This is a genomic window from Rhizobium sp. PEPV16 (genome assembly GCF_008919455.1).
In the GTDB taxonomy this organism is placed as follows: Bacteria; Pseudomonadota; Alphaproteobacteria; order Rhizobiales; family Rhizobiaceae; genus Rhizobium; species Rhizobium leguminosarum_Q.
Window position 1 is genome coordinate 42,461 of the sequence record NZ_VSZV01000349.1, and the last position, 25,662, is coordinate 68,122.

Consider the following 25,662-nt stretch of genomic DNA (forward strand, 5'->3'; position numbering starts at 1 on the left):
CAAAGGCGCGGGGCATGTCCGCATAACGGTGCGGCTTGCCTCGCTTGAAAATACGGGGAGTACATAATAATGGCGTCCATGACCTTCGACGGGATCGGCAAGACCTTTCCGGACGGAACCGTTGCCGTTGCGAATGTAAGTTTTTCGGTCGCGGACGGAGAATTCGTCGTGTTGGTCGGCCCCTCGGGTTGTGGCAAGTCGACATTATTGCGGATGGCAGCGGGTCTTGAAGCGCTCAACAGCGGCCGGCTGCTCATGGATGACGCTGATGTGACGGAGACAGAACCCCAGGACCGGGATATTGCGATGGTTTTTCAGAACTACGCGCTTTACCCTCATATGACTGTTTACGACAACATGGCTTTTGGCTTGCAGCAGCGCAAAATGCCCAAGGACAAGATTGACAAGCTGGTGCGCGATGCAGCCGAAATGCTTGATCTCGCGCGCTATCTCGAGCGCAAACCGGGGGCATTGTCTGGTGGTCAACGCCAACGCGTGGCGATGGGTCGAGCGATCGTTCGCCATCCCATGGCCTTCTTGATGGACGAACCTCTTTCCAACCTGGATGCCAAGCTCCGCGTGCAGATGCGCGGTGAACTGAAGCTGCTTAATCAGCGGCTCGGCGTCACAACCCTTTATGTGACCCACGATCAGGTCGAGGCTATGACCATGGGCGATCGCGTGGCTGTGCTGAAGCCGGTGTTTAACGGACAGGAGAGTAATCTTCAGCAGATCGACACGCCGCAGAAGCTTTACGACAAGCCGTCCAATCTGTTCGTCGCGGGGTTCATCGGTTCGCCCGCAATGAATTTCGTACGCATCGAGCTGACAGCGGAAGCCGGGACGCTGAAAGCTGCGATTACCGGGACGAATATATCCTTCTCCATCCCCGCCCAGCCAGCATTGTCGGTCTTTGCCGGGCGACAAGTCATTGTTGGAATTCGCCCGGAGATGTTCAAGGTTTGTCCCGAGGCCGAGGCGTTGTTCAATGAGCAGATCCCGGTTGCCGAAGCGCTTGGAGCCGACACTTTCGTGTTTTTCGACATCGCCTCACCGCCGGTCAATATCAACGATGCTGAAGATACCGAAGACTTTCCCAATAAGGGTAAGAACCGGCTTGTCGCGCGTATACCACCGGCGCTGACACCTCGACCCAATCAGGTGCTGCCATTGACAGTCGACCTGGAGAAATTGCACTGGTTCGACCCAGTAACGGGGGCTGCGATCCGCGACTGACAGAACGTGCACGAAATATCGCCAGCTCGGGTTTCAACTCTTTTCTCCTGCCCTCCCAGGCAACTTGGCTGTCGTCGATTACGAGGTCGGCGGCAGCCATTTTTTTAAAACTCGAGACATCAAACCATCAGAATCTGAACATCCATCCGCCGTAAGTGACACCGAGCTTAGAGGAGTGGCCCGTGAAACACATTTCCATTGTCGGTAAGTTCTTTATTATCATGGCCGTCTTTGGCGTCATGGCACTCGGTCTGACGTTCTATCAAAGCCGGCAAATGTTGAAAGTTAACGACAGCTATCAGGAGCTTCTCGACAAAGATGCATCTGCAGCACTTCGCTTGACCCAGTCGAACCGAAGTCTGGAAATAGCGCGTGCCAGCATCAGCGACATGGTGATGACGCGGTCGAAACAGGCGAGGGCGCGCGCAGAATTTGGCTTGAATGACGCACGAGAAAACTTCGTCAGGTTCATGGATATGGCGATTGCCGCAGTTCCTGAGCAGAGCGAACTGCCGAAGTTGAAGGCGGATGGATTCTCCGTCCTGACCGATACGTGTGGTGCAGCCATCGCTGTTGGTCGCGGCGCAACTAGTGAAGCCGAGCTTGCCATGGTGCAGCAACTCTATCTCACTCTTTGCCAACCGGCCTTTGCTGCCATCTCACCAAGATTCACATCCGTCACGGAAAAATCGCTTCCGACGCAGATCAAAAGCGTGCTGGCGTTTCAAACGTTGTCCGTGACACGTCCGTGCTGAGTTTGGGAACAGCTATTGTGGCACTCTTCGCTGTCTCGTGTTTCGGCTTTCTCGCAATTCGCGCCTGGTTGGTCAAACCGATCAAACAGATGGTTACGACCATGAAAGTCATAGCCGACGGCGATCTTACTTCGACTGTTGAGGGAACGATTCGCCGCGACGAGATCGGATCGATGGCCCGGGCAGTACAGATCTTCAGGGACAACGAGTTGAGGGCGCGCGATCTCGGAAAGGATGCAGAGACAAGTCGTGGCGCAAACGAGATTGAACGTGCGCGTCTCGCCGAGACCGATCGTCAGCGGGCGGAGGCAACGACCGGGCTTGCAGAGGGCCTAAGGCATCTCGCCGACGGGAACCTCGTGTTCAGCCTCGACGACAAGTTCGCCGAGGACTTCGAACCGTTGCGGGCGAACTTCAACGCTGCTGTTGCCCAGCTCGCCGAGAGCTTGAGAGCTGTGTCGAACGCAACCGAATCGATAGATGATGGCGCGCAGGAAATCAGTTTGAGCGCGCAAGACCTGTCACGCCGCACAGAGCACCAGGCTGCTTCACTGGAGCAAACCGCCGCCGCGCTGGATCAAATTACCCAGAACGTCGCCAGTTCCTCAAAGCGCACAGCGGAGGCGCGACATGTTGCGATCGAGGCAAACAAGTCGGCGCGCCACTCCGGGGGAGTGGTCTCCAGCGCTGTCGCGGCAATGCAACGCATCGAACGGTCATCCTCGCAGATCTCCAGTATTGTCGGGATCATCGACGAAATCGCGTTTCAGACCAATCTTCTGGCGCTCAACGCAGGCGTCGAGGCGGCACGATCCGGCGAGGCAGGCAAAGGTTTCGCAGTGGTTGCCCAGGAGGTGCGGGAGCTTGCTCAACGCTCTGCGCATGCAGCAAAAGAGATCAAGGATCTTATCCTCAATTCGGTTGATGAGGCCAGCAGTGGCGTCAAGCTGGTCCGCGATACCGGCGAGGCGCTCAAGATCATCGTGGACCAGATAGTGCTGATTAACACTCAGCTTGATGCCATCACAGCCGCTTCCAACGAGCAGTCCGCAACCCTTTTTGAGGTCAACCGGACAGTCAATCGAATGGATCAGGTTAAGCAGCAAAATGCAGCCATGGCCGAGGAATCCACGGCTGCAAGCACGGCACTTGCCCTTGAGGCAAAACAGTTGCGCGGGATTGTGGCGGAGTTTCAGATTGAGAATGCACTCTCTGAGCAGCAGACCAGTCAAAGCAACCGTGAAACAGCGTCAATATCTTTGCCAGCACGCCGGATGCTGGCAAAGGTCGCGAACGAACTCGGCAAAGTGAGTGACGGTCGAGTTGCAGATAGATCCCGGCAATGACCGCGGACCTCCCGCAGGAACGTATTGCGGATGTCCTTAGATGACGAAATTCAGCAATTCAGAAAGAAGCAGACCGGCGGCACCGCGTAAAGCCAAGCATTCGCTATCTCCGAAAGCAAGGGCAATTTCATCGCCCGGGCGATGGAATACCAATTCCCGGAAGCTTTCCTGGATCAAATGAAGCATGGGGTTTCCCCCTCGTACGATGTCGCCGTGAATAACGATAAAATTGGGCGCCATGAACTGCTGGAGGTTCGCCAGGCCGACCGAAACGTTGAACGCGTAGTCGCGAAGTAATTCTCGTGCGCCTGGGACGTCGTCGTTGGCCAGAGTCAATAATCGGCTCACATCCAGGGAGTGCGGTTGTGGCAACCGCCTAACCTTGGCCTCGTCCGTTAACCACTTCGAGCCGGCGATTGTTTCCCAGCATCCACGTCGGCCGCACTGGCATATCCGACCTTTGATGTCTACGGTCGTATGACCGATTTCGCCGCCTGCACCTGCTGGTCCCCGATAGAGATGCCCATCAAGGTAAAGCGCTCCACCCAAAGTCTCGCCGATATGGACGGAGGCGAAGTTTCTCCGGCCGCGGCCTTGTCCAAACCATCGGTCCCCAACCAGCAAGGCTCTGGTATCCTGATCGACACACACGGTAACGCCGAACCTTTTGTGCAACTCGGCTTCGAGCGGTAAGCCGTCCAGGAATGGCCCGAGACTGGCGGTCACAATTGTGCCCGTCTCCGTATTGATCATTCCTGCAACTGCTACACCTATCCCTAAGATCGGTTTGCCAGATGCGATGGTTTCTTCGACACAGGTGCTTATAATTCGGAATGCGTCGGTGGGGTGTGTAAGGTTCTTCGGAAAATCGGCGGCGTGTTGAGCATAGACCTTGCCCTCCAAAGAGACCAAACAAGCACTCACGCGGTCGTGCATCAGGAGCACCGCGCATATTGGCCTTGCATCCTTGGAAAACCACAACTTGGTAGCCGGCTTGCCGCCTGCTTCGTTGGGAGGTATCACCTCTCCTTCCGCAAGAACACCCTGATCGATCAGGGGCTGCACAATCCCTCCGATAGTCCCTCGAGTCACACCCGCAAGGCGGGCCAGGTCCGCCCTGCTGGATGGCCCTATGTCGTACAAGGCTTGCAGCAATCGGCCCCGATTCGCAGGGCCCAAGGTTCGCGTTGGAATCAGTTTTTGGGCCGGTACTATACCCTTAGCGCTCTCATCTTTATGGCGATCGTCAGAACTGCCCTCACTTTCTCCCAGTCGGTGAGCTTCGAGTCTTCTTATCAAAGAGTCCATAGCATCCAATCCTGTTGGCCGAACCAATTGCGCCGCCAACGGCCAGCACTATCAGGGGGCTAACCGCTTCTTCGCAATCTGGTGAGGCTCGGGTTATGATCTGGGGGCCATGTGCTGTTCTTCCAACGCATCTAACGCATCTTATGATCGGCACCTGGCGTTTACGGGAAACTTTGGCCGGTTCCCGTCCCAAGCCTTCATTCAGTGATCTTAGTGTCCGCTCAATCGTTAAAAACTATTGAAATACCCGAGCTCCGTGCAGAAGCTGACCAAGGTGACGCCCAAGCGGCTGCCTGACCATACACGACAGAATCGAAATTATACTTATTTTATCTCGCGTATCTTGAATATAATTTAGCATATACTTTTTTATATACTTAGTTTGAGCTATCATACCGGGGAAAGCAGTGCTAGCGTTTGTGTGGGCTGATCAGCATTCTAATGAGCATGATTGGAGATCGAGATGAACAGATTCGGTGCACTACGGCTCATAACTCGCAACGCAACTGGTGCTTTCTCAGTCGAGAAGCTCGCCGTTTTCGGTGGGAAGCCTGTGGTCCCCCAGGGACGTGTTACACCTTGGCCCGCCGCGGAGAAGAAGCACTCGGATGCCCTGCGTGGAGTTGTGGATGGTGGAAGATATCACCGCGTTAATCATCCAATTGTGAGCGGTTTGGAGGAAAGCCTTGCAAGGTGGACCGGGAAGTGGCAAGTGCGCGCTGTCGGCAGCGGAACGGCAGCCATTCACATCGAGCTCGACTACGTCAAAGAGCGAGGCGAGCAAGTTGTTACCGCAGCATTGAATTGGCCGGGAGCGGTAGGGCCAATCACGATCAGCGGTCTTCAACCCGTCTTCGTTGATGTCGACATGAACTTGGCCGGGATTGATCAGCGCGCCGCCGCTGAAGAGTTCGGCCCCAACGTGGCTGCAGTTTTAGTCACTCACCTTTTCGGAAACAATGTTCTCGTCCCCGACGCGAGGTCTGCAGCGCGAGCTCAAGGCATTGCTGTGATCGACGACATCTGCCAATCGATCGGCGCCGCGAAACCAATCGTCGACGGTGCGCATCTTGATGCAGACGCACTCGCTCTATCCGGAAACGGCGCCAAGCACCTTGGGGCTGGGGAGCTAGGATTTGTCATCACGGAAGACGCCAACTTGATTGCACATGTTGATCGCGTATCGCTGTCCAGCTCGTCTCGGAGCGGAGCGCGAATATTCTCGCCCTATTCCCAAGGGTACAACTACAGGCCCAACGTATTCTCTTCATCTATAGCGAACTTGCGGGTCACTGAGATGGATACGCAACTGCAAATCCGAAGAGACAATAGCAAGCTTTTATGGGAGATGATCAGCGAGCTTGTGGGTATATTTCCTCTTTTCAACCCATCTGACTGCGACCATTCGATGCTCAACTTTCCCCTCCGGATCGAACCTGCGGCACTTGGCTTCGCGCCAGGCCCGGCTGCAAGGGATTTCGTGGTGAAATCGCTGCAGGCCGAAGGCGTGCCTATCTGTGTTTGGCTCACGAAGCCCGTATTCGAATATCTTCCAGACATTCGCGACAACTGGAAGGCCGCCGATTTTCCAAATACAGTGAAACTCTTGGATACGATGTTTTACGTTTCCGAGATTGCGCCACCCAACGATGGCGAATTGATGAAGCTTTATGCAGAGGCGTTTCACAAGGTTTGGAATGCTCTTCATAAGCAAGGTCCGAAGGTCGCCGCAGGAGCAATTTCTGGCTGAGCCCCGCGCGTCGCACCAATTTCCCAGTGCCGCAATGGTCAACATCCGATCCTTTTCAATCATACTTTGCTCAATGCCCGGAAGATTGAAAGCTGCGCTGGGACAAAACTCAGAGTGATTCTACAACGAGGAGTCCTTGTATGTCTTCTTCGAAAAGTCCGGAATTACTGATCTTCGACTGCGACGGGGTTCTCGTCGATAGCGAGCTTATCGCAACCAGGGTGCACATCGAAGCTTTGGCGAAATGTGGCTATATCATATCCGCTGAAGAGTATAACGATCGCTTCATAGGAGTGACTGACCAGCAAAGTTATTCAGTCATAGAATCCGAGGGCGGCTTGCGCCTACCGGAGGATCATCATGAACGTGTGATGGCCGAAGTTGCAAATCGATATGCTCGTGATCTGCGTGCAACCAGCGGCGTTCGGCAAACCTTGGAAGCTATCAATTTAAGGAAGTGCGTGGCGTCGAACAGTGATGCTGCGAAGCTCTGCTTGGCTCTTAAAGTCACAGACCTGCATGATTTCTTTTGGCCCCATGTCTTCAGCGCTTCGCAAGTTGCGCGTGGTAAGCCAGCGCCGGATCTCTTTCTGTTTGCAGCACAGAATATGAACACACCGGCTGGCAGTTGTCTCGTTATTGAAGACAGCGTTGCTGGAACTCAGGCGGCAGTGGCAGCCGGGATGATGGTGATTGGCTTCGTGGGTGGCTCTCATTGCCTTGCTGGGCATGGAGACAAACTGATGGAGGCAGGTGCCACAAAGCTGTTTAGCCGCATGACGGCGTTGCCACAAATCTTAGCAGCTTTGTGACCACGCAGTTGCGCTCAGGCGAAGCGTCTTGAATCGCAGCGTCACCGTCCAGGATATATCGTGGGATCCGATAGCATCGGTTGGTGCACGGGCTTCACCTCAAATTGACCGATCCTCGCTCGATTGCTCGGCCCGCCAGAAGAATGGAGATACTATGACCGCGAAACCAATGGTAGCTGCAACTCCGGTAACGATCGAGTACCTAGAAAGACTTCCGAAATTCATTTCCATTTGCGCAAGTTGGACTTTCGGACAATGGGGTTGTCAATCAAATGGCTCGTACGAACAAACGCGGGGCGAGTTTGAAGCAGCAACAAAAAATTCGATACCGCTAACATTGATTGCCATTGAAAACGCATTGCCGGTTGGGATGGTCACGTTGGCTGATCGTGATTTCGATGGAAAATCTCATCTATCCCCGTGGCTTAAGTCGCTCTTTGTCCATCCATTTCACCGCAAGAAAGGGATAGCCACGTTGTTGATCGAGCGGCTGGAGCACGAAGCATCGCGCCTCGGTTACAAAAGCCTTTTCTTGATAACGGAGGACGCGCGAGTTCTTTACGAAAAGAGCGGCTGGCAGGCAATTGATTGCGTCCAAACACCCTATGGCGCAGCAGCTTTGATGGAGAAAACCCTGCCAACGCCTCCTCACCTGAGAACCGCTGCACCAGGATGAAAATAATCGTGTCGAGCTCCAAGCTGCTTTCACCGAAACTCTCTCAACCCTTGAGCACGCTATGTCGCGACCCGGCAACGCAACGCCTTTGTTAGGCTCCGCTTTTATGGATCATCTTGATGTCGAACAGCCTGTTATTACAGCCATAGAGCAAGGGGGGAACCAGGCGGTCGGCTAACAAATCCCCTCGCGTAGCGAGGCCATCTCCCCTCTTTCGTTCCCGGCCCAGGCCTTAGCCACTGCTGAGGCGGTTCGTGCTGTTGCAAAAAGCCCCAGGAACAGGCCGTACAACGTAGCGAGCTACCCAAATTCCCATCGAAAGGTTCTGAAACCTTATGCACACCAGCAACAACGTAGCATCAGCAATCCTAAATTCTTACGCCTCGCGTTTTGGTTACCTCGGCGGCCGACGGGATCTGCGGGCATCGCTCATTTTGACTTCTTTTTTTGCTTTCGCTATTCCATCCTATGCCGAAGCAGAGGCGCTGCTTCCGGTAAAGCCTTCACCATATCTTGTAAGTGCGATTACAAGAAACATGTTTAAGCTGCCGAAACCCGACGATGACTTGGTCCTGCTATCTGCGCACCGCGGATCTTGGGAGATCTATCCCGAGAATTCAGCCTATGCCTTGCAAGACGCCTGGAATTCGCAGATCGAGAGCGTGGAAGTCGATGCCCGCTTCACCGGTGACAATGAAGTCGTTCTATCTCACGACTACAGGATTGAGCGCGAGTCAACTGGAAGCGGCCTATTATATAATCAGAACTTTTCGCAGCTACGACAGGCCGATCTACGGGACCGACATGGCCGCGTTTTTACGGATTCACAAGGGCGAAAGGCGAAGTTCCTAACGTTCTCTGCCGCGCTCGATCTACTCGCCCAATATGTCTCCGATGATGGTCATGGCTACGTGATGATCGTCGATATCAAGGCGGCAGTCGATGATCAGGACCCTACTGATCCCATCGAGCTCATGCAACGCTGCCTTGACATTCTCGCGACCAAGGGAAATGCGAAACTCAGCAAAGCCGTTGTATTCAAGCTCAAAGCAAAGGATGCGGTGGATGTCGGCACGATTTTAAATCGGACGACCTACGACCCCAACCTCATTGGCGGGCTAATTGTCGTCGAAAACCCGGATGACGAGAATGTGAAGGATTCCAGCTACGATCCCCACGAGGACGCAATCTACTATCAATGGAATGTGGCGCCGTTCTCCATTCAGTTTGAAATGAACCAATTCTATAAAGGTGACGGTCTGCAGGCATATTTCGACTATATCGACCAGAAGCAGGGCTTCGCCACCTATCATGAAAGTAACTACTTTCCAGAGGGCGTCGCCAACAGCGCCGGAAAATGCTGCTTCGACCACAACACGGATCCGAAATCGACCGCTCAACGAGGGATCGTACCAGATTACCGAGGAGATCCGGAGATGGCGATCGTCAATCGTACCAATCTTATCACCACTGATTGGCCCGACGTAGTCGGCGATATGTTGCGCCAGATAGGGCGCCGCAACACCACCGAGCTCACGCGCTAGAGCAAGACCTCCGCTTCCAAAAACGGGATTGTTTTGATGAATAATGGAATGAAATTCTTCCTATTGTTTTCCACGCTGGGCTGTCTTGTCGCTGGCGAAGGGCAAGGGGCATCATGCACCAATGAAGCCAATTGTCTTAGAAGCGCGTCGGACAAAGTATCTCAGACGCTCACACCGAAGGTAGTGCCAATTTTCTGGGAATTTCCAAAGCTGTACATCCACGACTCGGCGACAGAAGCGGATTATCCGGTGCCCGAAGATACGAGGCAGGCATTTGACTTCTATACCAACAAGACTTCCTTCAACTTTCCACCGCACGCGTCAATCGTGACTAGTCAAAGCGCGTCGATCAGACCGGACACGGGGTTCACTGTCCTTTTGGTCGAAAAGACCCGTGAAAATACCGCTCCTAATGGCGGTAGCGCCTTATCGCTTCTAAGTTCTAATTCGAACGATGCTTACCTATCATTCGCGTTGGGAGCCACGCCCAATCCGAATGGTCAAAAGTGGTCTTTTGCGAAAAGCCTGCTTCAAAGCGACATGGCGTCTATTGCATGGTGGCAGAAGCCCTGGGATATGAACGTCGTGGGGCCAACAGGGGCATTCTCCGGCACAGAGTGGATTTACTATACCTTTACTCCAGACGGCAAAGTGCGCATCGACCGTTTTGCGCCGTATACCTATTTTCTAGCTTTTACAGCTTACCAATGGGATGAGGCAGTGCTCGACAGTGGGTTTCCGCATTCTCCTTTCAGCTCTGGTACGCCAGCCGATCGTCCGAAATCCGTGATTTTCGGATCGGTTGGACCATGGGTTATTGGCGCTGCAGCCGCGCCCGGTCAGGCGTCGCCCATGATTGAGCCAATAGAGGCGTTGCCGGGATTTGAGGGAGCGACGATCTTCTCGAGCCCGATGTCGATAAAAGAAGTTGTAGCGTATCAGAACTCCCTGAAGAGGAGCGACTTTCTCGACGTCAACATGCTGCCCTGCAACAGCGGCCAGTACCTTTCCGGCGAGATAAGGACTCCCTGCGGCACGGCTCGCCCTGGTAATCCCCCGTCGAATGTAAAATCGGTGGCTGGTGATGGGATCCGCACCAATATCGAACGCTATGACTAGCGATGTTGGACGACTCTCATTTGTTCCGACGGCGATTAGACGGCATCAGATTCAGCTACCTCGATGCCGCAATCCCGGCCGCTTGCGCAGCAAATGTCTGAGCCAGATCGAGCAAAGATGGTGACCACTCAAGCTGTGACGTCGCCGCGCTAAGATATTCTAGAACCAAAGCAGGATTAAGCCGTCTTGAATTTCGAGCATTGCAGCAGTGAGATTTTCTCCGGCGCGGCCCCAGGTGGCCGGCGTACGATCACTCAAAATCGTATCGACTGCGAGATCCGTTTTGCGAAACGCCATTTGAACTCGCTAAGCGACTTGAGCGTAGGTCCTCGTCCGGCCCTTATTCATCTTTGGCCCAGCCCTTGCTGTCGGCTGTCTTCGCGAGGAGGAATGCATAACACCTGCTGATCTCGTCGAGCTTTCTCACCAACTCGCCGTCCGATCCACCGAGCAAAGTTTGATAGCCCTCGCCTCTTGTTGACCTCTGCCAATCATTCCCAATAAAGCGCGCGGTCGCATTGCCGAGGGAAGAAACCATTGGTTTGGGGCTGCCAAACGATACGGCTGCGCGTCTCAATCCGTCTTGGAAGCTTGCGTCATCGAGTCCGCTATAAGGCTTTCCTTCGGAACTCGTTGCATTAAGGAAGATCTGCTCGTCACCGAACACGGCATATCCGCCGCCCAAGCCTTTTTTCGTTGCGTCCGCTGCCTCGAAGAATCTCTGCGCGACGGTGGCGTTAAGGCTGCCCTGCGGAAACCGCACGACAACAAAGCCTGTCTTACCTGTCGTGTCGTTGAGGCGAGAGGTAAGGACGCGATATTGGCGGAAGACGTAGCCAAGGGAGCCGGCAAGTCGATCCGCCGCGGCGTCATCGAGATCACCCTCGGTCTGAAGCGATGCATTGGTTTTGAGGAGATACCCGCCTGGCGTAACCTCTGTCCTCAAGGTCGCAGCGTCGATCCCGTTGGCTGTTATTATCTTTGGCACAATGTCTTTTGAGACTTCGGCTGAAAACGTCGCTCGATCATCATAGCTGGCCTGGGCAAGCTGCGGCAAATGGAAACCTGCGGAGGGCGTTGCCCGATAGGACACGAGCAACTTTCGCTTTGCCAGCGCAGTATTCTGGAATGCTGAAGGGATGGTGGCAGCCTCTTTGATTTGGCAACATAATTAAAATGCTGGTAGGTAATGCCGACGTCGGCTTTTGGATTGCCCGCAGCAGCCGCAGATATGCGCGGCACTCGACAAGATTCTTCGGGTTCGTTGATTAGGATCATTCGTCGAGATGACGGTATGCGATGTCACAAACTTCTCGCAGGCCCCGGAAAACCTGTTAATCCACGTTCGTTCACCTCTTGTACAATCCTTGAGACGGCACCCTGTTCTAGATCAAGGTGGTTCACCAACGCGGACTCCACCAGGGTCGTTGCCGTGCCTAGTTCAGACATTGCGGCAATTAGCTTCTCGAGGCTTTCGACAAACGCGGGCCGAAGTTCCGACGCAGTTATTTCCATTCGTAGAGGGTGAGTGCAAAAACAGAATCGGTGGACGATTTTGCAAGCCTCGCAATTCGATGCTTCTTGGGCGACTTTAGTGAATATCGCTTCTGCCCTTAAGGCGAGTTCGTCAGGGGACAATTTATCCGTCACGGTCCAGCTCTCTGGGACCTGCGGCCGCATTCGATTTAATGCCGAGATCAGCGTCTCACGTCCGACAACATAAAGATCTAACAGAGTTCTTTCCGACATCGGTCTCGTGAAAAAGCCTCTTTGAGGGATGTATTGGATCTTCCCTTCAGCTGCAAGCCGCTGAAGCGCTTCGCGAACTGGCGTTCGACCAAGATCGAGCTTAGACGCTAGATCCTGTTCCCTGAGATGTTGCCCCGGCACACGACCGTTGCTGTGGAGAATTCGTAGAATAGCATCGTAGGCAATATCGGCCTTTGCAGGTTCTGGTTCAGTAGAAAAATTTGGGCCACCCCCACGACCTTGGGGCGCGTTCTTGCAACACCGCATTTGATAGTTTTCCTCTGTCGATATCCTTCAAGGACCTACAGGAGTTTCTTGCATTGAGACTGGACGGTCGCTTCGAATTGAAGGTCGAATTAATCGGCCCTTCCAATGCCGGCACCGCGTTTCGCGCCCGAATCAGATTCGGCACCAACCACCTGTAACAGCCGCGGCCGTAATTGGCAGCTATTGCATTCTACCTCTAATTTCAATGCCATAGGCACACGGCTGCGTCGGGATGGCACGCTGGTCCAATGTCTACCGCCTGTCGTATTTCGCGTAAGCGGCCGGCTTTAAGTGAACCTTGCTCTTCGGTGGACGCGTGTCGGCCTCACCGTCAACGAATAATTTTGCTGATCGGTTATTCCTACCGATCAGCCGATTATAGGCATCGGCGGATTTGATGTATCTTCCGCTATCTGCGACGTCGCGAAGCGCATCCAGATGCTCGTTCCGCACGGCCGGCCAGCGTATAGCACGCCGTGGAGCAACCACACGTTCGCCATCGAGGAAGGCGAGCCCCATTTCCGGGCTATCACACCTGGCATTGTTTGGATGCATTTTGTCACGTCGGTTCATCTAAGCCTCCCGTCGCTGACCAGGGTAGTCCCCCTGCCGCGTGTTGAGCAGGTCTAGACGGCGCTCCGTCATAGATCAATATTTAACAATAATATATTTTTTTATATATTTGGAAAATTGCCATAGCGGACGCTTGTACTCTAATTGCCGAATACAATCTTACGGCCGAATAGTATAGCTCAAGCGCATTGAAGGTTTGCTTGAGTCCGCGAATGCTCGAGCTGACAATCGCCCGTTGGTGATGGCCAAAGCTCGAAGTGATCCTGTACGGCTATGTCTCCCTCAAGCAGCACGAAAAGTTCCCCTCTATCTGACACCCCCGACATGTTGGTGGGATTGAGTATTTCGTCACCACCGGGCCGATCGCCAGTGATTGAATTTATTGGAAGGATCTGAGTCTCGACGGAGACATTTCCTTCGCGCTTGTATTGAAAGTCAAACACAGATCGCTGACATGACCCCTGATCTTGACCTCGAGCTTGTAAGATCGCCGCAGACGGTTCGGGTCGCTCCCCGGGAAGCGGATTTATTCCTAAGCTTCTCCATGCCCCACGGAACTTCTCTCGACAGTCAGCTGATCGGGCAGATGGCGTTCGGGAGGACCTGGAGAGCTTCCAAGTCTTGAACAGGCTCGGGAAGAGGCCCTCGAGGGGGCCCGAGCCCTCATCAGCGACTCAATTTTGCTCGGCCACTCTTCGCGACGGCTGGAAATTTGCAACGAGGCTGGGGATGCCTTGCTGACGTTGGCGTTCGCCGACGCGATCAAGCCAGCACCTTGAGTTATTTCACGCGCATCGGAAGGCCGAGCACCTTTTCATATTCCCTCTCTGGTACGCCGTAGCAACCGCCAGCGATATCGAGCAGCATCTCGCGGTCGAGAATGCGGACATTTCCGCGCGTGGAACGGATGGCGTGCCTGCCTTCGAGGATATGAAGATGATCCGTCACGCCAGAGCGCCGTACGCCGAGCATCAGCGACAGGAACTCATGCGTCACCATTAGATTGTCACCGTCGAGGCGGTCATGACACATCAATAGCCAGCGTGCGAGCCTCTCCTGCATGCTGTAGCGGGCATTTGCCAGTGCCGAATGGGCAAGCTGCAGAACAGTCGTGTGGACGTAACGGAGAAAGAACTCGCGAGCTTCCCGGTCGGAGACCACAGCTTCGGTGAACTCATTCGTGGGTACACGTATTCCCGACCCGGCTACCTGCATGAACGTTCGGCCCGGCGTTGTGGGAACTGCAAGCATGACATGCATGCCAGATGCGCCCTCCCGCCCGAGGTGTCCCACTTCGATGCCTTCTTCGTCAGAGCTGGTTGCGACCACCGAACCGAGTCCGGATTCCAGGAAATGAATATGGTCAGGGGCGACGCCATCTTCGACCAAAACGAACTTCAAAGGCAGGTCGACCCGCTCCATACCGTCCGCGAGACGAGCGAATATGTGAGGGCTGACCGTCCTCAGGAGGGTATTGTAAGTCCTCGATTGCTCGAAAGTTGTCATGGCGCTCCGTCCGAGGAGCCTGGGTGCTACCAAACGCCAAAGTGAATGTGAATCGTAAAACTACGAAGCAAGAACGGAATTGGCCACGGCCACGCGCTGTTTGTGCGGTTTCGACATAAGTCGACTAAGTCATTGCCATTACGAAGCAATCCGTTATGCGATGAAGATCGCCCGATTGTCCGTTTTCGCACGCTACTCAGGATACTCCCTTTCTCGGCGCATGTCCGATTAATCGTCAGGTGAAATCCGCAATAGCCCTCTCGACCGCTTCATCATCCTTTCTGAGCAGAACACATCGACTTCTTTTATTGCCGGCGTGCAAATTCGCTCGCAGCGAGACCATCGCTGTCGTCTGTGATGATCTCCACTCGGGACTGGACGTAGCGGATCGAGTTGGTCGGCGGGCTGCTCGCTCGTTCCAGCGTTATAGCGTCAGCTCGGGTGCCGAAAGCTTTCCACCTGCATATGAATTGTAACTGCCTCGGTAAGAGCAGCCGGTGATTTCTCCCCCGCAAGCGTCCTCCCGACCGCAAAGCGCATCGCCTCCAGTCCCAGCTCGCTTTCCAACGGGACGTGGCACGCTTTACACCAATCGTGAACGACATTGGTGACCAATTCGATGTCGTCATCATCAAGGGTAAGGAGATATTGCAGATACACCACCGTGCTCTCCAGTCTGGCGGGAGCATAAGTGTCTCTCAAGCGGTCGCAGCCGAATAATTTGGACCGACAGCCTGAAGTATATGCTCATTCGGTGATCCACAAGGAAACAGATCGCAGCGAGGTCAACAGCCACGCGCATCATCGCGCCGCATCTGTTCGGTGGCTTCGGGCGCTCGCATTACAGCACGGGCCCAACGCCAATAAGGCTAGACAACTCCCTTCGCTCATCATGGGAAGCCCATCACCAGATCACGGCCGATACGACAACGTGGGGCGAAACATCAGTTACTGAAAGCGTGCTCTGGCTAGAGGAACTCGTACCCACCCCGATAATTGCGTTCAGCTCAATTAGCATGATGTCGACTCCGCATTTAAGCGCTGCGTCATTTAAGCATCCATTCCGTAGATGGACTTCATTCAAACGATCAATAGCACCAATTTCATCGAATCGTTAGGAAGACTGAAGTCGACAGTTTCGAAGGCGGTAAAGGACGAGTCAAGGAGTGCAGGATGGCCCGGATTGGTTAGTAAACCCATAGTTCTCTTCCATTTATACCTCGACGGCATTGTGTCACGTTGCCCGGCCAACCCATACTCAAGCGTGCTTGGATGAACAGCAGGAAGAAGCTCGCTGCAATGTGCAGGAATGCCAACGCAATGTCATACACGCTAAAAGCACTGAGATTCGCGACAACCGGGAAACGCGCGCTTTCATCGGAAGAGCATTAGATGATCGAATTCGGGGCGCAAAATAGTCGTCCCGCTCGATCGGCTACAACTCTCGGAGTCTATCAAGCGCGTGAAACGAAGTGGAACCGATAGATCGCATCGAAAGCACGTCGCTAACATCCGCTTTAAGGCCAACACCCGGCCTGTCGGCCTCGTTGTCATCGTTGCGCATTCCTCGACGAACGGCCGCGCATGAGTTGGCGGACCAAGAAGTTTGTTTCTAACGGATGCGCCGCTGTTAGAATATTTCGACAAATTGTGTCTTCACCAAATCGCGAACTTTGGGTCGCTTCTCAAGCGTGCACGGAACTAGTGACTTCATTGGAAACGATCGAATACAAACCAGTAGCCTGGAGTTGCCAGCGTGGATAAGTTTGAAAGGTACGCCATTGAAACACGTTCTTGTCGCCGATGACGACCTCGCCACGCGCAATCTTATTGTCGAGTATCTGACATTGCATGCCTTTAAGGTAACCGCAGTCAGCGATAGTGGGCAGCTGAAACGTGTGCTCGCATGTGAACCGGTTGATCTTGTAGTTCTTGATTTTAATCTGCGTCGTGAAGATGGATCGGACATCGTGCGTAATCTGACGGTGAAATGGGATATCCCCATCATTGCCATTAGCGGCGACCGCCTTGAGGAGGCAGATCGAGTTGTTGCACTGGAGCTCGGCGCAACTGATTTTATTTCGAAGCCTTTTGGAATGCGCGAATCCTTAGCCCGTATCCGCGTAGCATTGCGCCGGCGGCCCATTGGCCCACGGGCAAAAGATCGACGTTCCTTTCATTTTTCCGGATGGACTTTGAACCTTAGGCAGCGTCAGTTAACCTCTGAAGAAAGCGATGAGGTCAAGTTGACGGCCGGTGAATTCAATCTTTTAGTCGCCTTTTTGGAAAGGCCACGTGACGTTATGACGAGAACAGCTTCTACTTGCGAGCCGAGTTCGAGGAGAAGAGGTGTGTGACCGAAGCGTTGATGTCCTCATTTTGCGCGTGCGCCGAAAGCTTGAAGCAGATCCGGCCAACCCCCGTCTAATTAAACAGCCCGGGGCGCAGGCTATTTTTTCGACGCTGATGTGGGCATCCGGCACGGGGACAATAGCCGTCTTGTCAATGGTCCTTACGACAATCGGGTGCGTGTTGCGCACGGGCCATCGCCGATCTAATAACGGCAATCAGGACCTGCGCGAGTGTAGTGGATTCCTTATGACGAGACCACCGAGATAGTCATGCAGCATATCGCTGCCAAGCGTCTCCTCGTCTTAATGCCGCCTAGAACCAATCGAGATTCAATGTATCCAGATCATAACTACAGCGAGATGGATGAATCCTGTGAAACGGATAGCTCGACTCTAGTAGCGGGGGAAAACCGTCGGAAGTGCTTCAGCGATTGAAGCACCTTTCGATGTGATTGCGCTGCTTGTAGATGACGGATCCTGCGGGATAATGATGTTTCGGGAACGATTTGAGGATATCACCGCCTCGGCCTCCATGTTGGTGCAATTGTTGCGCGCAAGGAATTGCTGTCGCAGACTTTATCATCCAGGACGACCTTACCTGTCTGGTCATGAATAAGAGCGGGAGCGTCGGCTCGGGCTGCCCGCGAACACGTCAAAGAGCATCTCGACCTCTGCCCTCGCAGCCGGCATCAACCACGAAGGCATCAACGCCGAAGTGGCCAAGCGCCAGTGGGAATTCCGGACCCTCGGCAAGGGCTCAATAAAATCGCCGACCAGATCTGGATAGACACGCTACCTCTTGCAGCGCCTGACCGAAAAGTACGGCATCGACATCGAGTATCATTGTAAGCCGCACGGCGACGCCGACTGGACCGGTTCGGGCATGCAACATCCGCGAAGTTGGCGGCAAGGCCCATTTCGAAGCGCTGACGGCCCAGTTCGAAAAGAACCTGATGGACCACATCAACGTCTACGGTCCTGACAACGACAAGCGCCTGACCGGCAAGCATAAGACGGCTCCGTGAAACAAGTTCTCCTACGGCGTTGCCGACCGTGGTGCTTCGATCCGCGTGCCGCACTCCTTCTCAGGAAGCACTACAAGGGCTACCTCGAAGATTGCAGCCCGAACTCCCAGGCGCGCCCTACAAGCTCGCTTCGCAGATTCTGAAGACCATCTCGGAGAAATCCCCTCCGACTCCGCTTCGGCTGCATCCTAAGTTTTACTACGGCGCCGGCCTCCCGCCGGCGCCAATGCAACTCGGGCGCTGGCGCGCCAATGACGTGATCAGGTTAAAACATCTCACAATGCAATGCTCGACTATTGCGAGTGGGACCGGACGTTTGCATTTGCTGCGACACCCGTGAAGCCTCCACCCAGGGCGACGCGACCATGGGAGCCGCAAAACGACCGCCGATTGCGACATTCAACTGCACGTGATCCTTGGCCAATTTTTGGATTGCCGTAGCGAGGCTTGATTGAGCGCTGGACACCTGCCTTTGCGCGTCGAGAACATCAAGCAGAGACGAGGCGCCATCCTTGTGCGAGTCCACCGAAAGCCTCAGTGTTTCTTCGGTCGTTTCCACTTGCCTGTGACGTGAGTTTACTGTGCGAACGTCGCGTCGGACGGCTGTCAAAGCGTCCTGAACTTCCTGCACAGCTGTCAGCACGGTTGATTTCCAGCTTATGTAGGCTGCTGCCGCGGCCGATTTAGAAGTCTCCACGTTTGCCCGCAAACGGCCGCCGTCCAGAATCGGGAGGTCAAGGCTCGGCCCGAAGGACCATTTCGAGATATCGCCGCGACGGCCACGCTGATTGATGTAGGAAGGTGTGATCGAGCCGGAGAGCGTTATCGCGGGATAAAGCCGTGCTTCCGCCACGCCGATCTTTGCAGTCGCCGCGGCGAGATTCCGCTCAGCTTGGCGAATATCGGGTCGATTGCGAATAAGATCGGCGGGAATGCCGGCATTGATCTTTCCGCGATAGACCGGCTGCCCTTCGTTTTTCTGCAGTTGCTTGACCACCATTTCCGACGGCAAGGCGATGAGGGACGCAATGTGATGAGCCGACACGCGGAAATTCAGTTCCAGACTTGGTAATTCGGCAATCGTCGACTGGACAAGCGCTTCGGCCTGCGAGACATCCAGCCGGGAAGCTGCTCCCGCTTCGAGTTGAAAATTCGTGAGATCGTAGGTCTCCTGGCGCGACTTCAGGTTCGCTCGAGAAATGGAGACGCGCTGCTGGTAGTACCGGGCGTCGATGTAGGAGGAAACAAGATCTTTGATTAGAGCCAGCTTTGCGACGTCGACAGCCGCATGCGCAGAATCAAGAGAAGCAAGTGCGCTTTCGGTGCTGCGCCGGTACTGGCCGAATACGTCCAGCAGCCCGGTCAACGATAGTTGCCCCCCGGAGATATTCTGGGTGCTCGTGACATCTCGCGCTTTGCAGATCGTGTGTGATGCTCCAAAATCAAGGTTGGGAAGGCCCCCGGCGCCAGTGATGGTGACGTCCGCGGCGGCATTAATCCTTTCGAGCGCCTGCTGAACACTGAGGTTCTTATCCAGGCCGGTGGCAACGTACTGGTTGAGCGTACGATCTGAAAAGGAATTCCACCATGCCGACACCGCAACATCGCCGACGCTCTGTTTTGCACCCTCGGAAAACTTCGCCGGTAAAGGTGTTTCCGGCGATGCAAAGTCGGGCCCGAGCATGCAAGATGACAAAAGCGGCGGCAACACCGCAGCGGCTAGACGGAGCGAATGCATTTCAATCAACCTCGATTACAGCACAATTCAAGCCAAACCCGTTTCGCCTGCCCGAAGAATGATGCAAGCGCACAATTGCCGACGCAGTCGATCGAGGCGAAGAATTCGGGCGTGAGACTACGCAATCGCGTGCAGCCAAAGCAACAAGTCTACAACCGTTGTCCTCCCCATTTGACTAAATTTGTAATAAGTCGCCAGAAAGCCGGCCAGACTCCGACAGGAAGCCTAGAATTTCGGCGCTTTGGGGGAGACGCTGGCTTATGACACCTTTGACGAGTCCAGCAGGCATATTTCGACGGACACGTTAGATGCCCAACCGGTAACATGATGTCGATTTGAGGCGCGCTGTCTTGCGATTGCAACCCACAGTGACGGAACACATCGTTGCGCCATATCCTGGATATGCTTGCAGCGGCTGTCCTCGACATATTTTAGAGTTCTTCGATTTCACCTGTTGTGACGTCATACCGTGATTGATTGATGAGACTTTTCCGGGGAATCCCCGGCACAACGATGCTGCTATCGGTCATCGCCAGACCACTCAGCGGTATCGCGATCGCAGCGTGGGCGGACATTGCAGGAAGGCGACGATTCGGCGTGTACCCCTTGACCTGCCACTGAACTTTCAGCCAGCGGCGACTAGAGCCCCGGCGTTTTTGAATACGCCAATTGGCGCGGTGTGAGCAACCGGCGGAAACGCGAAGTTTTCATCTTGCGCAGCGTTGGAGCCGGTTGCGGCGATGGTCCCGGCAAAGTCTGCTGGGGTTTTGTATCCGAGCGATGAGTGGCCGGAAGCGGTTGTAATCGTCCGCCCATTCAGCAATGGCGCTTCGGGCATGATCGAGACCCGAAGAAAAGGCTATCGTTGAGCAGCTCGTCGCGCATGCGCCCGTTGAAACTCTCGACATAGCCGTTCTGCATTGGCTTCCGAATTGTAAGGGACCTAATTGCCGGCATCTCGAAATCCCGCTGCATTAGCGGGTGATCTCCTTCAAGTTCCATCAATTCGCCGGAGCATGTGTTCAACGTTAATTGCGTGGAAGATAAAGCCGAGTTCGCTAAGCGGAGAATCGTATCGGATGTCGTCTATTGTGGCGATCAGCCGGTCAGCATCGATCAGTCCCAGTTCATGCAGCAGGCAACGACGGGATAATTGATTAGTGATCTCGCTAGCACCGATAATCAGCGAGCCGGTCAGATAGTGTTCGAAATTTTCTCTTATAGAAACGCCGAAGAACCGTTTCGGATATCCAAGCCGTTCCAACATCCGGCGATGCAGCGCCTTTTCGTGCCTCCAGGCTAAAGGCAAACTCCGATAAAATCGTACGGCTTCTGGCTGGGCGAATGGGCTAATTGGCCATATGCCATGGCTCGCAAACAAAGGAGCCCGCGCGGCGTGTGCCTCCAGTACCGAGATCGGCAGAATAGGAAAGGGTGCCCGATCGCAGCATGCTGCATAGTCGGGCAATCGGCTTTTGAGCACCAGCGTCATGGCGGAGGGAAGGATCGCAGGAAGGAATGCATCGCTAATATTACGAGCGATTTGCTCGTGACTTTGTTCGAAAGCATGGGCCCTTAGCAACTCATCACCGCCTGTACCAGTTGCGACCGCCCGCGGGGCTGAGGCAGTTGCGAGCGACTTCAATAGTTGATGGAGGGGCCGCTGCAGATCGGCATTGTAGGGAGCGGCGACGTAGTCGCTACTCACTTCGAATCCACACGGAACCATTGGTATCGTGTCAACACGCAGCGTTTGGTCGTGGAAGCCAAAGTGCTCGATTGCTATTTCGCGCCGCGAAGTCTGTTGACTTCGAGCTTGCCCCTCGACCTCCAAGGCATAGGTTTGCAGGGCGTCAGGATGCTGCCCAGCCAAAATGGCGGCAACGACTGCCGAATCCAATCCTCCGCTGAATTCGCTAGCAGTGAGGGTGGGCGTGAGCTGCCAGCGACGCAGCAGGGTGTCGATCAAACGGCATGCTGCGGCTGCAACATCGGCCTCATCCACAAGCGGGGTCGGGATGAAATACGGTGCCGGAGGGGGGTATTTCGTCTCGACGGCTCCTGTCCTGCTGATGCAAAGCGACGCGCGCTCCGTCAGCATGAAAACACCGCGAAACATCGTGGTTGTTGCATAGGGGAGCGTGCCGACAAGACGCAGGCCAGTTCGGTCCGTGTCGACGTCGGCGAGGGTCATGCCCGAATAAAAGTCCGCTATCGACCAGGAGAGATCAATGCGCTCGCCGCTGACCTTCAGATAAAGTGGCGCAACACCTCCATGTCCGGCGCTGAAGGTCACCGTGCCGGAATGGCGGTTGATCGAAATTGTCTGATAGTCCAATGGCCATTGCCCAAAGGCACAGAAATCCTGCGCTCGTTCTATCGGCCAATCCCTGAGTGCCACAAGCTGCCCATTCGCTTCGGCGGAACGCTCGCGGCAGATCAGGATGATTTGATCAGTAGTGTCCCACCGGAAGCTTTCGAGCAAAGGATGGTCTAGGATCTTGATCGAGATGTTGGGGTAGGGCGGCGGGTACATCGGGGGCTCAGCCACGCACTCGAGATGACCTCGGTCAATCGTTCCCTTGAACATGGGTGATCGCTTAGTTGATGAAAATCTAAAGGGGCAGTGACCGCCGCCTTGGCGACGGTCACACGGATGAAACTTAAACGTCCAGTTTGTCCATGTCGCCTGGCTTGCCCCCCTTGATCATGGCAGCAATTTCTGTGGTCGAAGGGGTCGGTCCGACGCGCGGCGCCTTGGCAAACACGCTCAACTCGCTACCGATGAGATTGACGGGCTTGCGGGTGGTTGTCGTTTCCATGTTATGACTCTCCGTTGGTTGCTTTCCTCGCCGTCCCCCTAAAGGGATGCCAATGACGCGAGTGACTGAGGTACACTGACTGTCCCATGCCGTTCTAGGGTGGCATAGGCTGCGGAATCATTAGGCTGCAATCGATCCGGGCGGCTACGTGACTGGCTCTCTGACCCCAGCATCGATTGTGATGTAGCACCGCTTGTGCAAAAGATATCCAGGCGGGAACTTGTGTGCGTTTATGAGCCGGACTGGCGGCGAATTGGTGACCAAAACTTCCTGAGCCATAAGGTTCAAACATCGAGCGGAATTTCCTATGCTAGCTAGTTGCCTTCAACGTCTGCGGGGCGGACGAGGGGATGACTTCGAGTGGCACGACTAATTCGTTTTCGAAAATGCTGGGCTCTGAGAGTATGTGTGTTTGCCACCCGTTGGCGCGCAAGGAGTTTATCAGCTTTGGATGCGTCTCGCCGATAAGCGAGGTGATGCCGGCAACGCGGCAAAACTCCATCAACCCGATCATTAAAACCCGCGATACTCGAACCCCGTCAATCCTTTCGTCACCGCTTGCAACCGCCCACCGCGTCCATTCGAAAACGTCGTGCGACCTTGGCCACCTTTGGCCCCGCATGATTTGCGGGTAGACGCTTGAAAGAAGATGTGGCTGCACCGTAGGAAGGAGCCGAGAATACCCGATCACCGCATCGTTCTTGAGGACGCTAAAATGAATAGCGCAATCGTGATCAAACTGATCTATTTCCCGTCTATCACTCTTGCGTAATGCCTGCCATCCACGTCGTTCCACAAATTGCTGGTGTCGAAATCGCCAGATTTTCTCCATGAGCACGGCGTTAGCCCGAGAGTTCCCAATGCAAATCTTCATCATCGCTCCCTGCCCCCGAGGATTACTATGCGCGATTTTTCTGTCCTTCAAAATGAGTAGAAATACTCATTTCTGAGTTAGGTCGCGGATGTTTGACGTCCTTCGTCGCGCTACCATGGTTTGAAATCAAATAATCCGCGCGGCATAGGAAATGGCGGTAACGGAAATATCAGCCAAAACGGGCTTAAGAATGCCATCATCCCGTACCGCTAGAGTAAATTTGCAGAGCATACGGTGTGCGTCAAAGACGCCTAAGGCTCGATCGAGCCGGCTCTCAGGCCGCTTTTCGTTTGATGGGATTGCGTTAGAAAATCATCTCGGCCGTGCTTATCTGCTACCGACCAAATAGGCATCGACCGCTCTTACCGTCCCGGGTCTCGGGGGCATGACTATGGGTTGATGGTGGTCTGTCAGGGAGTATATCTACTCATTTACGTCACCCAGAAATACTTATAGCTGAATTGGTGTCTCCAATAACACTCGCCTCAGTTGGAGCTGGGCCAAGAAGCGGTCCAAACGATTGGATCAGTCCTGGCGTGAAGATAGAAAATCAGCGGAAAGGGAGAATCAAATGTCCTTGCATGTCAGCTACGTAGACAAGGAAATGACGGATCATGCCCGTGCATCACAGCCGGGAAGCGCGGCGCTTGCCCAAGGAACGCAATATTCGTTGCTGTTGAAGAATCAATCGGCGCAACCTTGGACCTTCTACGTCTATCAAAAGATGCCTCAGCCTGTTGCCAATGTCTTCTCCTTGGCATGGTTCTGCTCTCCGTATCAAATTCGGGTTGGCAATCAAATCAAATTCACTTGGGAGCTCGCCTATAACTTCGTCTGGAGCGACACGGGACACCTGATTGCTGGCGTGGACTTTCTTGCCTCTGGAGTGGAGGACTGCAGCCCCAGCGGGAGAAACACCACTACTTTTTCATTAAGTGATGGACCTGGCCTGACCGCGCCGATCAAGGGTGATCCTGCAGGATCACTGGTCATCAACGATGCTGCCAATGTGCCAAACAACCGGTTCTCCGTGGGCATCGGCATGTCCGGAACAGGAACTTATGTTGCACAAGCGGGCACCAATCTGCTCCACACGTTCACGCCGACTCCGAGTTATTGGATTGCGGCGGGAACGAATGTGACCATCGGCTCGGTGCTCAGTATCGACACGATCACCCAGACCAGGGAAGCCAAGTTTCCCTCTGCCGTCTTCAATCTCGTAGGCGTGCTCCAAGACGACAATACCTGGGATGTCAACCCGGCTTGATGGCAAGGTGAATTGGCATCAGCTCCGTCCGTCAGGACGGAGCTGATGCAGGGGAGTGCCTGTTGTTGCTGATAATTGGCATTCCTTCCCTCACACATCAATTTGACCGAGGAACCAAAGATGTTTGCAGGGCCTCCAATCGGTGCGGTGTGTCCCTTTGCGGGGCAAGTTGCCCCTATCTCGAGCTCGGTTAACACAATCTGGAGCAACACACCCTGCGCAAGCTCTGGCGTGGCTGCGGGTACAAATGCGGAAGCTCCGATCAGCTACGTCGAAGCCCAGGGATGGATGCTTTGCGATGGACGCTATCTCAGGGCAGCCGCCTATCCAGAACTCTACGCCGTTCTCGGCGGACTCTATGGAGAGCGGAATTCCACGGCCGATCTGGAATTTCGGATTCCAGACTACCGTGGGCTGTTCCTGCGCGGTTTCGATTCCGGTGCCGGTATGGACCCTGACGCGAAACGACGGCTAGATCCTACTGGCAATAATGTTGCAAACGTTGTTGGATCACTCCAATGCGATGCTCTGCAAGTTCATGCGCATCCCTATGAGATAACGACGCCGGCGGGAATTTCGCAACAGGGCAGTGCCGCCGGAACTTCCATTTCAAGCAAATCGACAGGTTCACCGGAAAATCCGGCACGCACAGCTCTTGAGACGCGTCCCAAGAACGTGGCCGTGAATTACCTGATCAAGTTTCGGTAACTTGAAAGGGGCGCAGGTCCTTTCATTCGATTCAGAGACATCGGTCCGGAAGCGACATCTTGCCGGCCGGCAAAAGAGGAGAAGCCTAATGACTGCTACTTTGAGAGCTTTCGGATGCCTAGCTGCTTTCGCTCTGACCTTCACCTTAACGCAGGGAGCCGCGGCTGAGGAGCACCAAAAAGGCAAGGTCGCAGCGAAGCCCGTAGAAACTGGCGTTGTGATCCGCGGCATCACGC

The 25,662-nt window shown here is 54.4% G+C and carries 20 protein-coding genes and 3 pseudogenes; 12 read left to right on the forward strand and 11 right to left on the reverse strand.

Annotated features, from left to right (window positions below):
* The first annotated feature begins 69 nt into the window (after positions 1-69).
* The 3 genes from ugpC to FY112_RS29980 all read left to right on the forward strand — a co-directional run bounded on the left by ugpC (position 70) and on the right by FY112_RS29980 (position 3,337).
* Positions 70-1,236 carry a sn-glycerol-3-phosphate ABC transporter ATP-binding protein UgpC gene (gene ugpC, locus FY112_RS29975; protein WP_017958598.1) on the forward strand — a complete coding sequence of 389 codons (1,167 nt, stop codon included), beginning with the start codon at positions 70-72 and terminating at the stop codon, positions 1,234-1,236.
* 182 nt (positions 1,237-1,418) lie between these two features.
* Positions 1,419-1,991, forward strand: a complete 573-nt coding sequence (locus FY112_RS38640) for a Tar ligand binding domain-containing protein (protein WP_240604623.1) — start codon at positions 1,419-1,421, stop codon at positions 1,989-1,991.
* A gap of 17 nt (positions 1,992-2,008) precedes the next feature.
* The gene (locus FY112_RS29980; RefSeq protein WP_348642765.1) at positions 2,009-3,337 is read left to right on the forward strand and encodes a methyl-accepting chemotaxis protein; all 1,329 of its coding nucleotides are present in this window, start codon (positions 2,009-2,011) and stop codon (positions 3,335-3,337) included.
* A gap of 36 nt (positions 3,338-3,373) precedes the next feature.
* On the opposite strand, the gene FY112_RS29985 is transcribed toward FY112_RS29980, so the two are convergent.
* A complete protein-coding gene (locus FY112_RS29985) occupies positions 3,374-4,645 on the reverse strand; it encodes an ROK family protein (protein WP_151519967.1) in 1,272 nt (423 codons plus the stop codon).
* A gap of 463 nt (positions 4,646-5,108) precedes the next feature.
* Here FY112_RS29985 and FY112_RS29990 point away from each other — a divergent pair, with 463 nt between their 5' ends.
* The 5 genes from FY112_RS29990 to FY112_RS30010 all read left to right on the forward strand — a co-directional run bounded on the left by FY112_RS29990 (position 5,109) and on the right by FY112_RS30010 (position 10,546).
* Positions 5,109-6,395, forward strand: coding sequence for a DegT/DnrJ/EryC1/StrS family aminotransferase (locus FY112_RS29990; protein ID WP_017958600.1), 1,287 nt, complete (start codon positions 5,109-5,111; stop codon positions 6,393-6,395).
* A gap of 140 nt (positions 6,396-6,535) precedes the next feature.
* A complete protein-coding gene (locus tag FY112_RS29995) occupies positions 6,536-7,207 on the forward strand; it encodes an HAD family hydrolase (RefSeq protein WP_017958601.1) in 672 nt (223 codons plus the stop codon).
* A gap of 154 nt (positions 7,208-7,361) precedes the next feature.
* On the forward strand, positions 7,362-7,883 hold the full coding sequence (locus tag FY112_RS30000; protein ID WP_244666026.1) for a GNAT family N-acetyltransferase: 522 nt from the start codon (positions 7,362-7,364) through the stop codon (positions 7,881-7,883).
* Positions 7,884-8,218: 335 nt separating this feature from the next.
* Complete coding sequence (locus FY112_RS30005; RefSeq protein ID WP_245274302.1) at positions 8,219-9,427, forward strand: glycerophosphodiester phosphodiesterase family protein; 1,209 nt, start codon at positions 8,219-8,221, stop codon at positions 9,425-9,427.
* Between the two features lie 48 nt (positions 9,428-9,475).
* Positions 9,476-10,546, forward strand: a complete 1,071-nt coding sequence (locus FY112_RS30010; protein ID WP_151519988.1) for a hypothetical protein — start codon at positions 9,476-9,478, stop codon at positions 10,544-10,546.
* Positions 10,547-10,886: 340 nt separating this feature from the next.
* On the opposite strand, the gene FY112_RS30015 is transcribed toward FY112_RS30010, so the two are convergent.
* From FY112_RS30015 to FY112_RS30040, 5 genes are all read right to left on the reverse strand, one after another.
* Complete coding sequence (locus FY112_RS30015; protein ID WP_017958605.1) at positions 10,887-11,603, reverse strand: hypothetical protein; 717 nt, start codon at positions 11,601-11,603, stop codon at positions 10,887-10,889.
* Positions 11,604-11,848: 245 nt separating this feature from the next.
* Positions 11,849-12,562, reverse strand: coding sequence for a GntR family transcriptional regulator (locus FY112_RS30020; RefSeq protein WP_017958606.1), 714 nt, complete (start codon positions 12,560-12,562; stop codon positions 11,849-11,851).
* A gap of 252 nt (positions 12,563-12,814) precedes the next feature.
* Positions 12,815-13,135 carry a hypothetical protein gene (locus FY112_RS36995; protein ID WP_157626460.1) on the reverse strand — a complete coding sequence of 107 codons (321 nt, stop codon included), beginning with the start codon at positions 13,133-13,135 and terminating at the stop codon, positions 12,815-12,817.
* 780 nt (positions 13,136-13,915) lie between these two features.
* Entirely contained in the window at positions 13,916-14,641 is a 726-nt protein-coding gene (locus tag FY112_RS30035; RefSeq protein WP_151519968.1) for a Crp/Fnr family transcriptional regulator, read from the reverse strand.
* Positions 14,642-15,073: 432 nt separating this feature from the next.
* Positions 15,074-15,304, reverse strand: a complete 231-nt coding sequence (locus FY112_RS30040) for a hypothetical protein (RefSeq protein WP_017958608.1) — start codon at positions 15,302-15,304, stop codon at positions 15,074-15,076.
* A gap of 1,118 nt (positions 15,305-16,422) precedes the next feature.
* Between FY112_RS30040 and FY112_RS30050 the strand changes: the two are divergent.
* Positions 16,423-17,199 (forward strand): annotated as a pseudogene (locus tag FY112_RS30050) (response regulator).
* Positions 17,200-17,631: 432 nt separating this feature from the next.
* Positions 17,632-18,174: pseudogene (locus FY112_RS30055) on the forward strand (glutamine synthetase); the annotation flags it as partial.
* A gap of 108 nt (positions 18,175-18,282) precedes the next feature.
* Here FY112_RS30055 and FY112_RS30060 read toward each other — a convergent pair.
* From FY112_RS30060 to FY112_RS30075, 5 genes and pseudogenes are all read right to left on the reverse strand, one after another.
* The gene (locus FY112_RS30060; protein WP_151519970.1) at positions 18,283-19,755 is read right to left on the reverse strand and encodes an efflux transporter outer membrane subunit; all 1,473 of its coding nucleotides are present in this window, start codon (positions 19,753-19,755) and stop codon (positions 18,283-18,285) included.
* Between the two features lie 625 nt (positions 19,756-20,380).
* Positions 20,381-20,682: pseudogene (locus tag FY112_RS30065) on the reverse strand (transposase); the annotation flags it as partial.
* A 64-nt stretch (positions 20,683-20,746) separates the two neighbouring features.
* Positions 20,747-22,345, reverse strand: a complete 1,599-nt coding sequence (locus tag FY112_RS30070; RefSeq protein ID WP_017958611.1) for an asparagine synthase-related protein — start codon at positions 22,343-22,345, stop codon at positions 20,747-20,749.
* A gap of 73 nt (positions 22,346-22,418) precedes the next feature.
* The gene (locus tag FY112_RS37000) at positions 22,419-22,577 is read right to left on the reverse strand and encodes a hypothetical protein (protein ID WP_017958612.1); all 159 of its coding nucleotides are present in this window, start codon (positions 22,575-22,577) and stop codon (positions 22,419-22,421) included.
* 310 nt (positions 22,578-22,887) lie between these two features.
* Positions 22,888-23,454, reverse strand: a complete 567-nt coding sequence (locus FY112_RS30075; protein WP_017958613.1) for an acyl-homoserine-lactone synthase — start codon at positions 23,452-23,454, stop codon at positions 22,888-22,890.
* Positions 23,455-24,022: 568 nt separating this feature from the next.
* Here FY112_RS30075 and FY112_RS30080 point away from each other — a divergent pair.
* Together FY112_RS30080 and FY112_RS30085 are read left to right on the forward strand one after the other, a co-directional pair.
* On the forward strand, positions 24,023-24,718 hold the full coding sequence (locus tag FY112_RS30080; RefSeq protein ID WP_017958614.1) for a hypothetical protein: 696 nt from the start codon (positions 24,023-24,025) through the stop codon (positions 24,716-24,718).
* A gap of 231 nt (positions 24,719-24,949) precedes the next feature.
* The gene (locus FY112_RS30085) at positions 24,950-25,426 is read left to right on the forward strand and encodes a tail fiber protein (protein WP_017958615.1); all 477 of its coding nucleotides are present in this window, start codon (positions 24,950-24,952) and stop codon (positions 25,424-25,426) included.
* Positions 25,427-25,662: the final 236 nt, after the last annotated feature.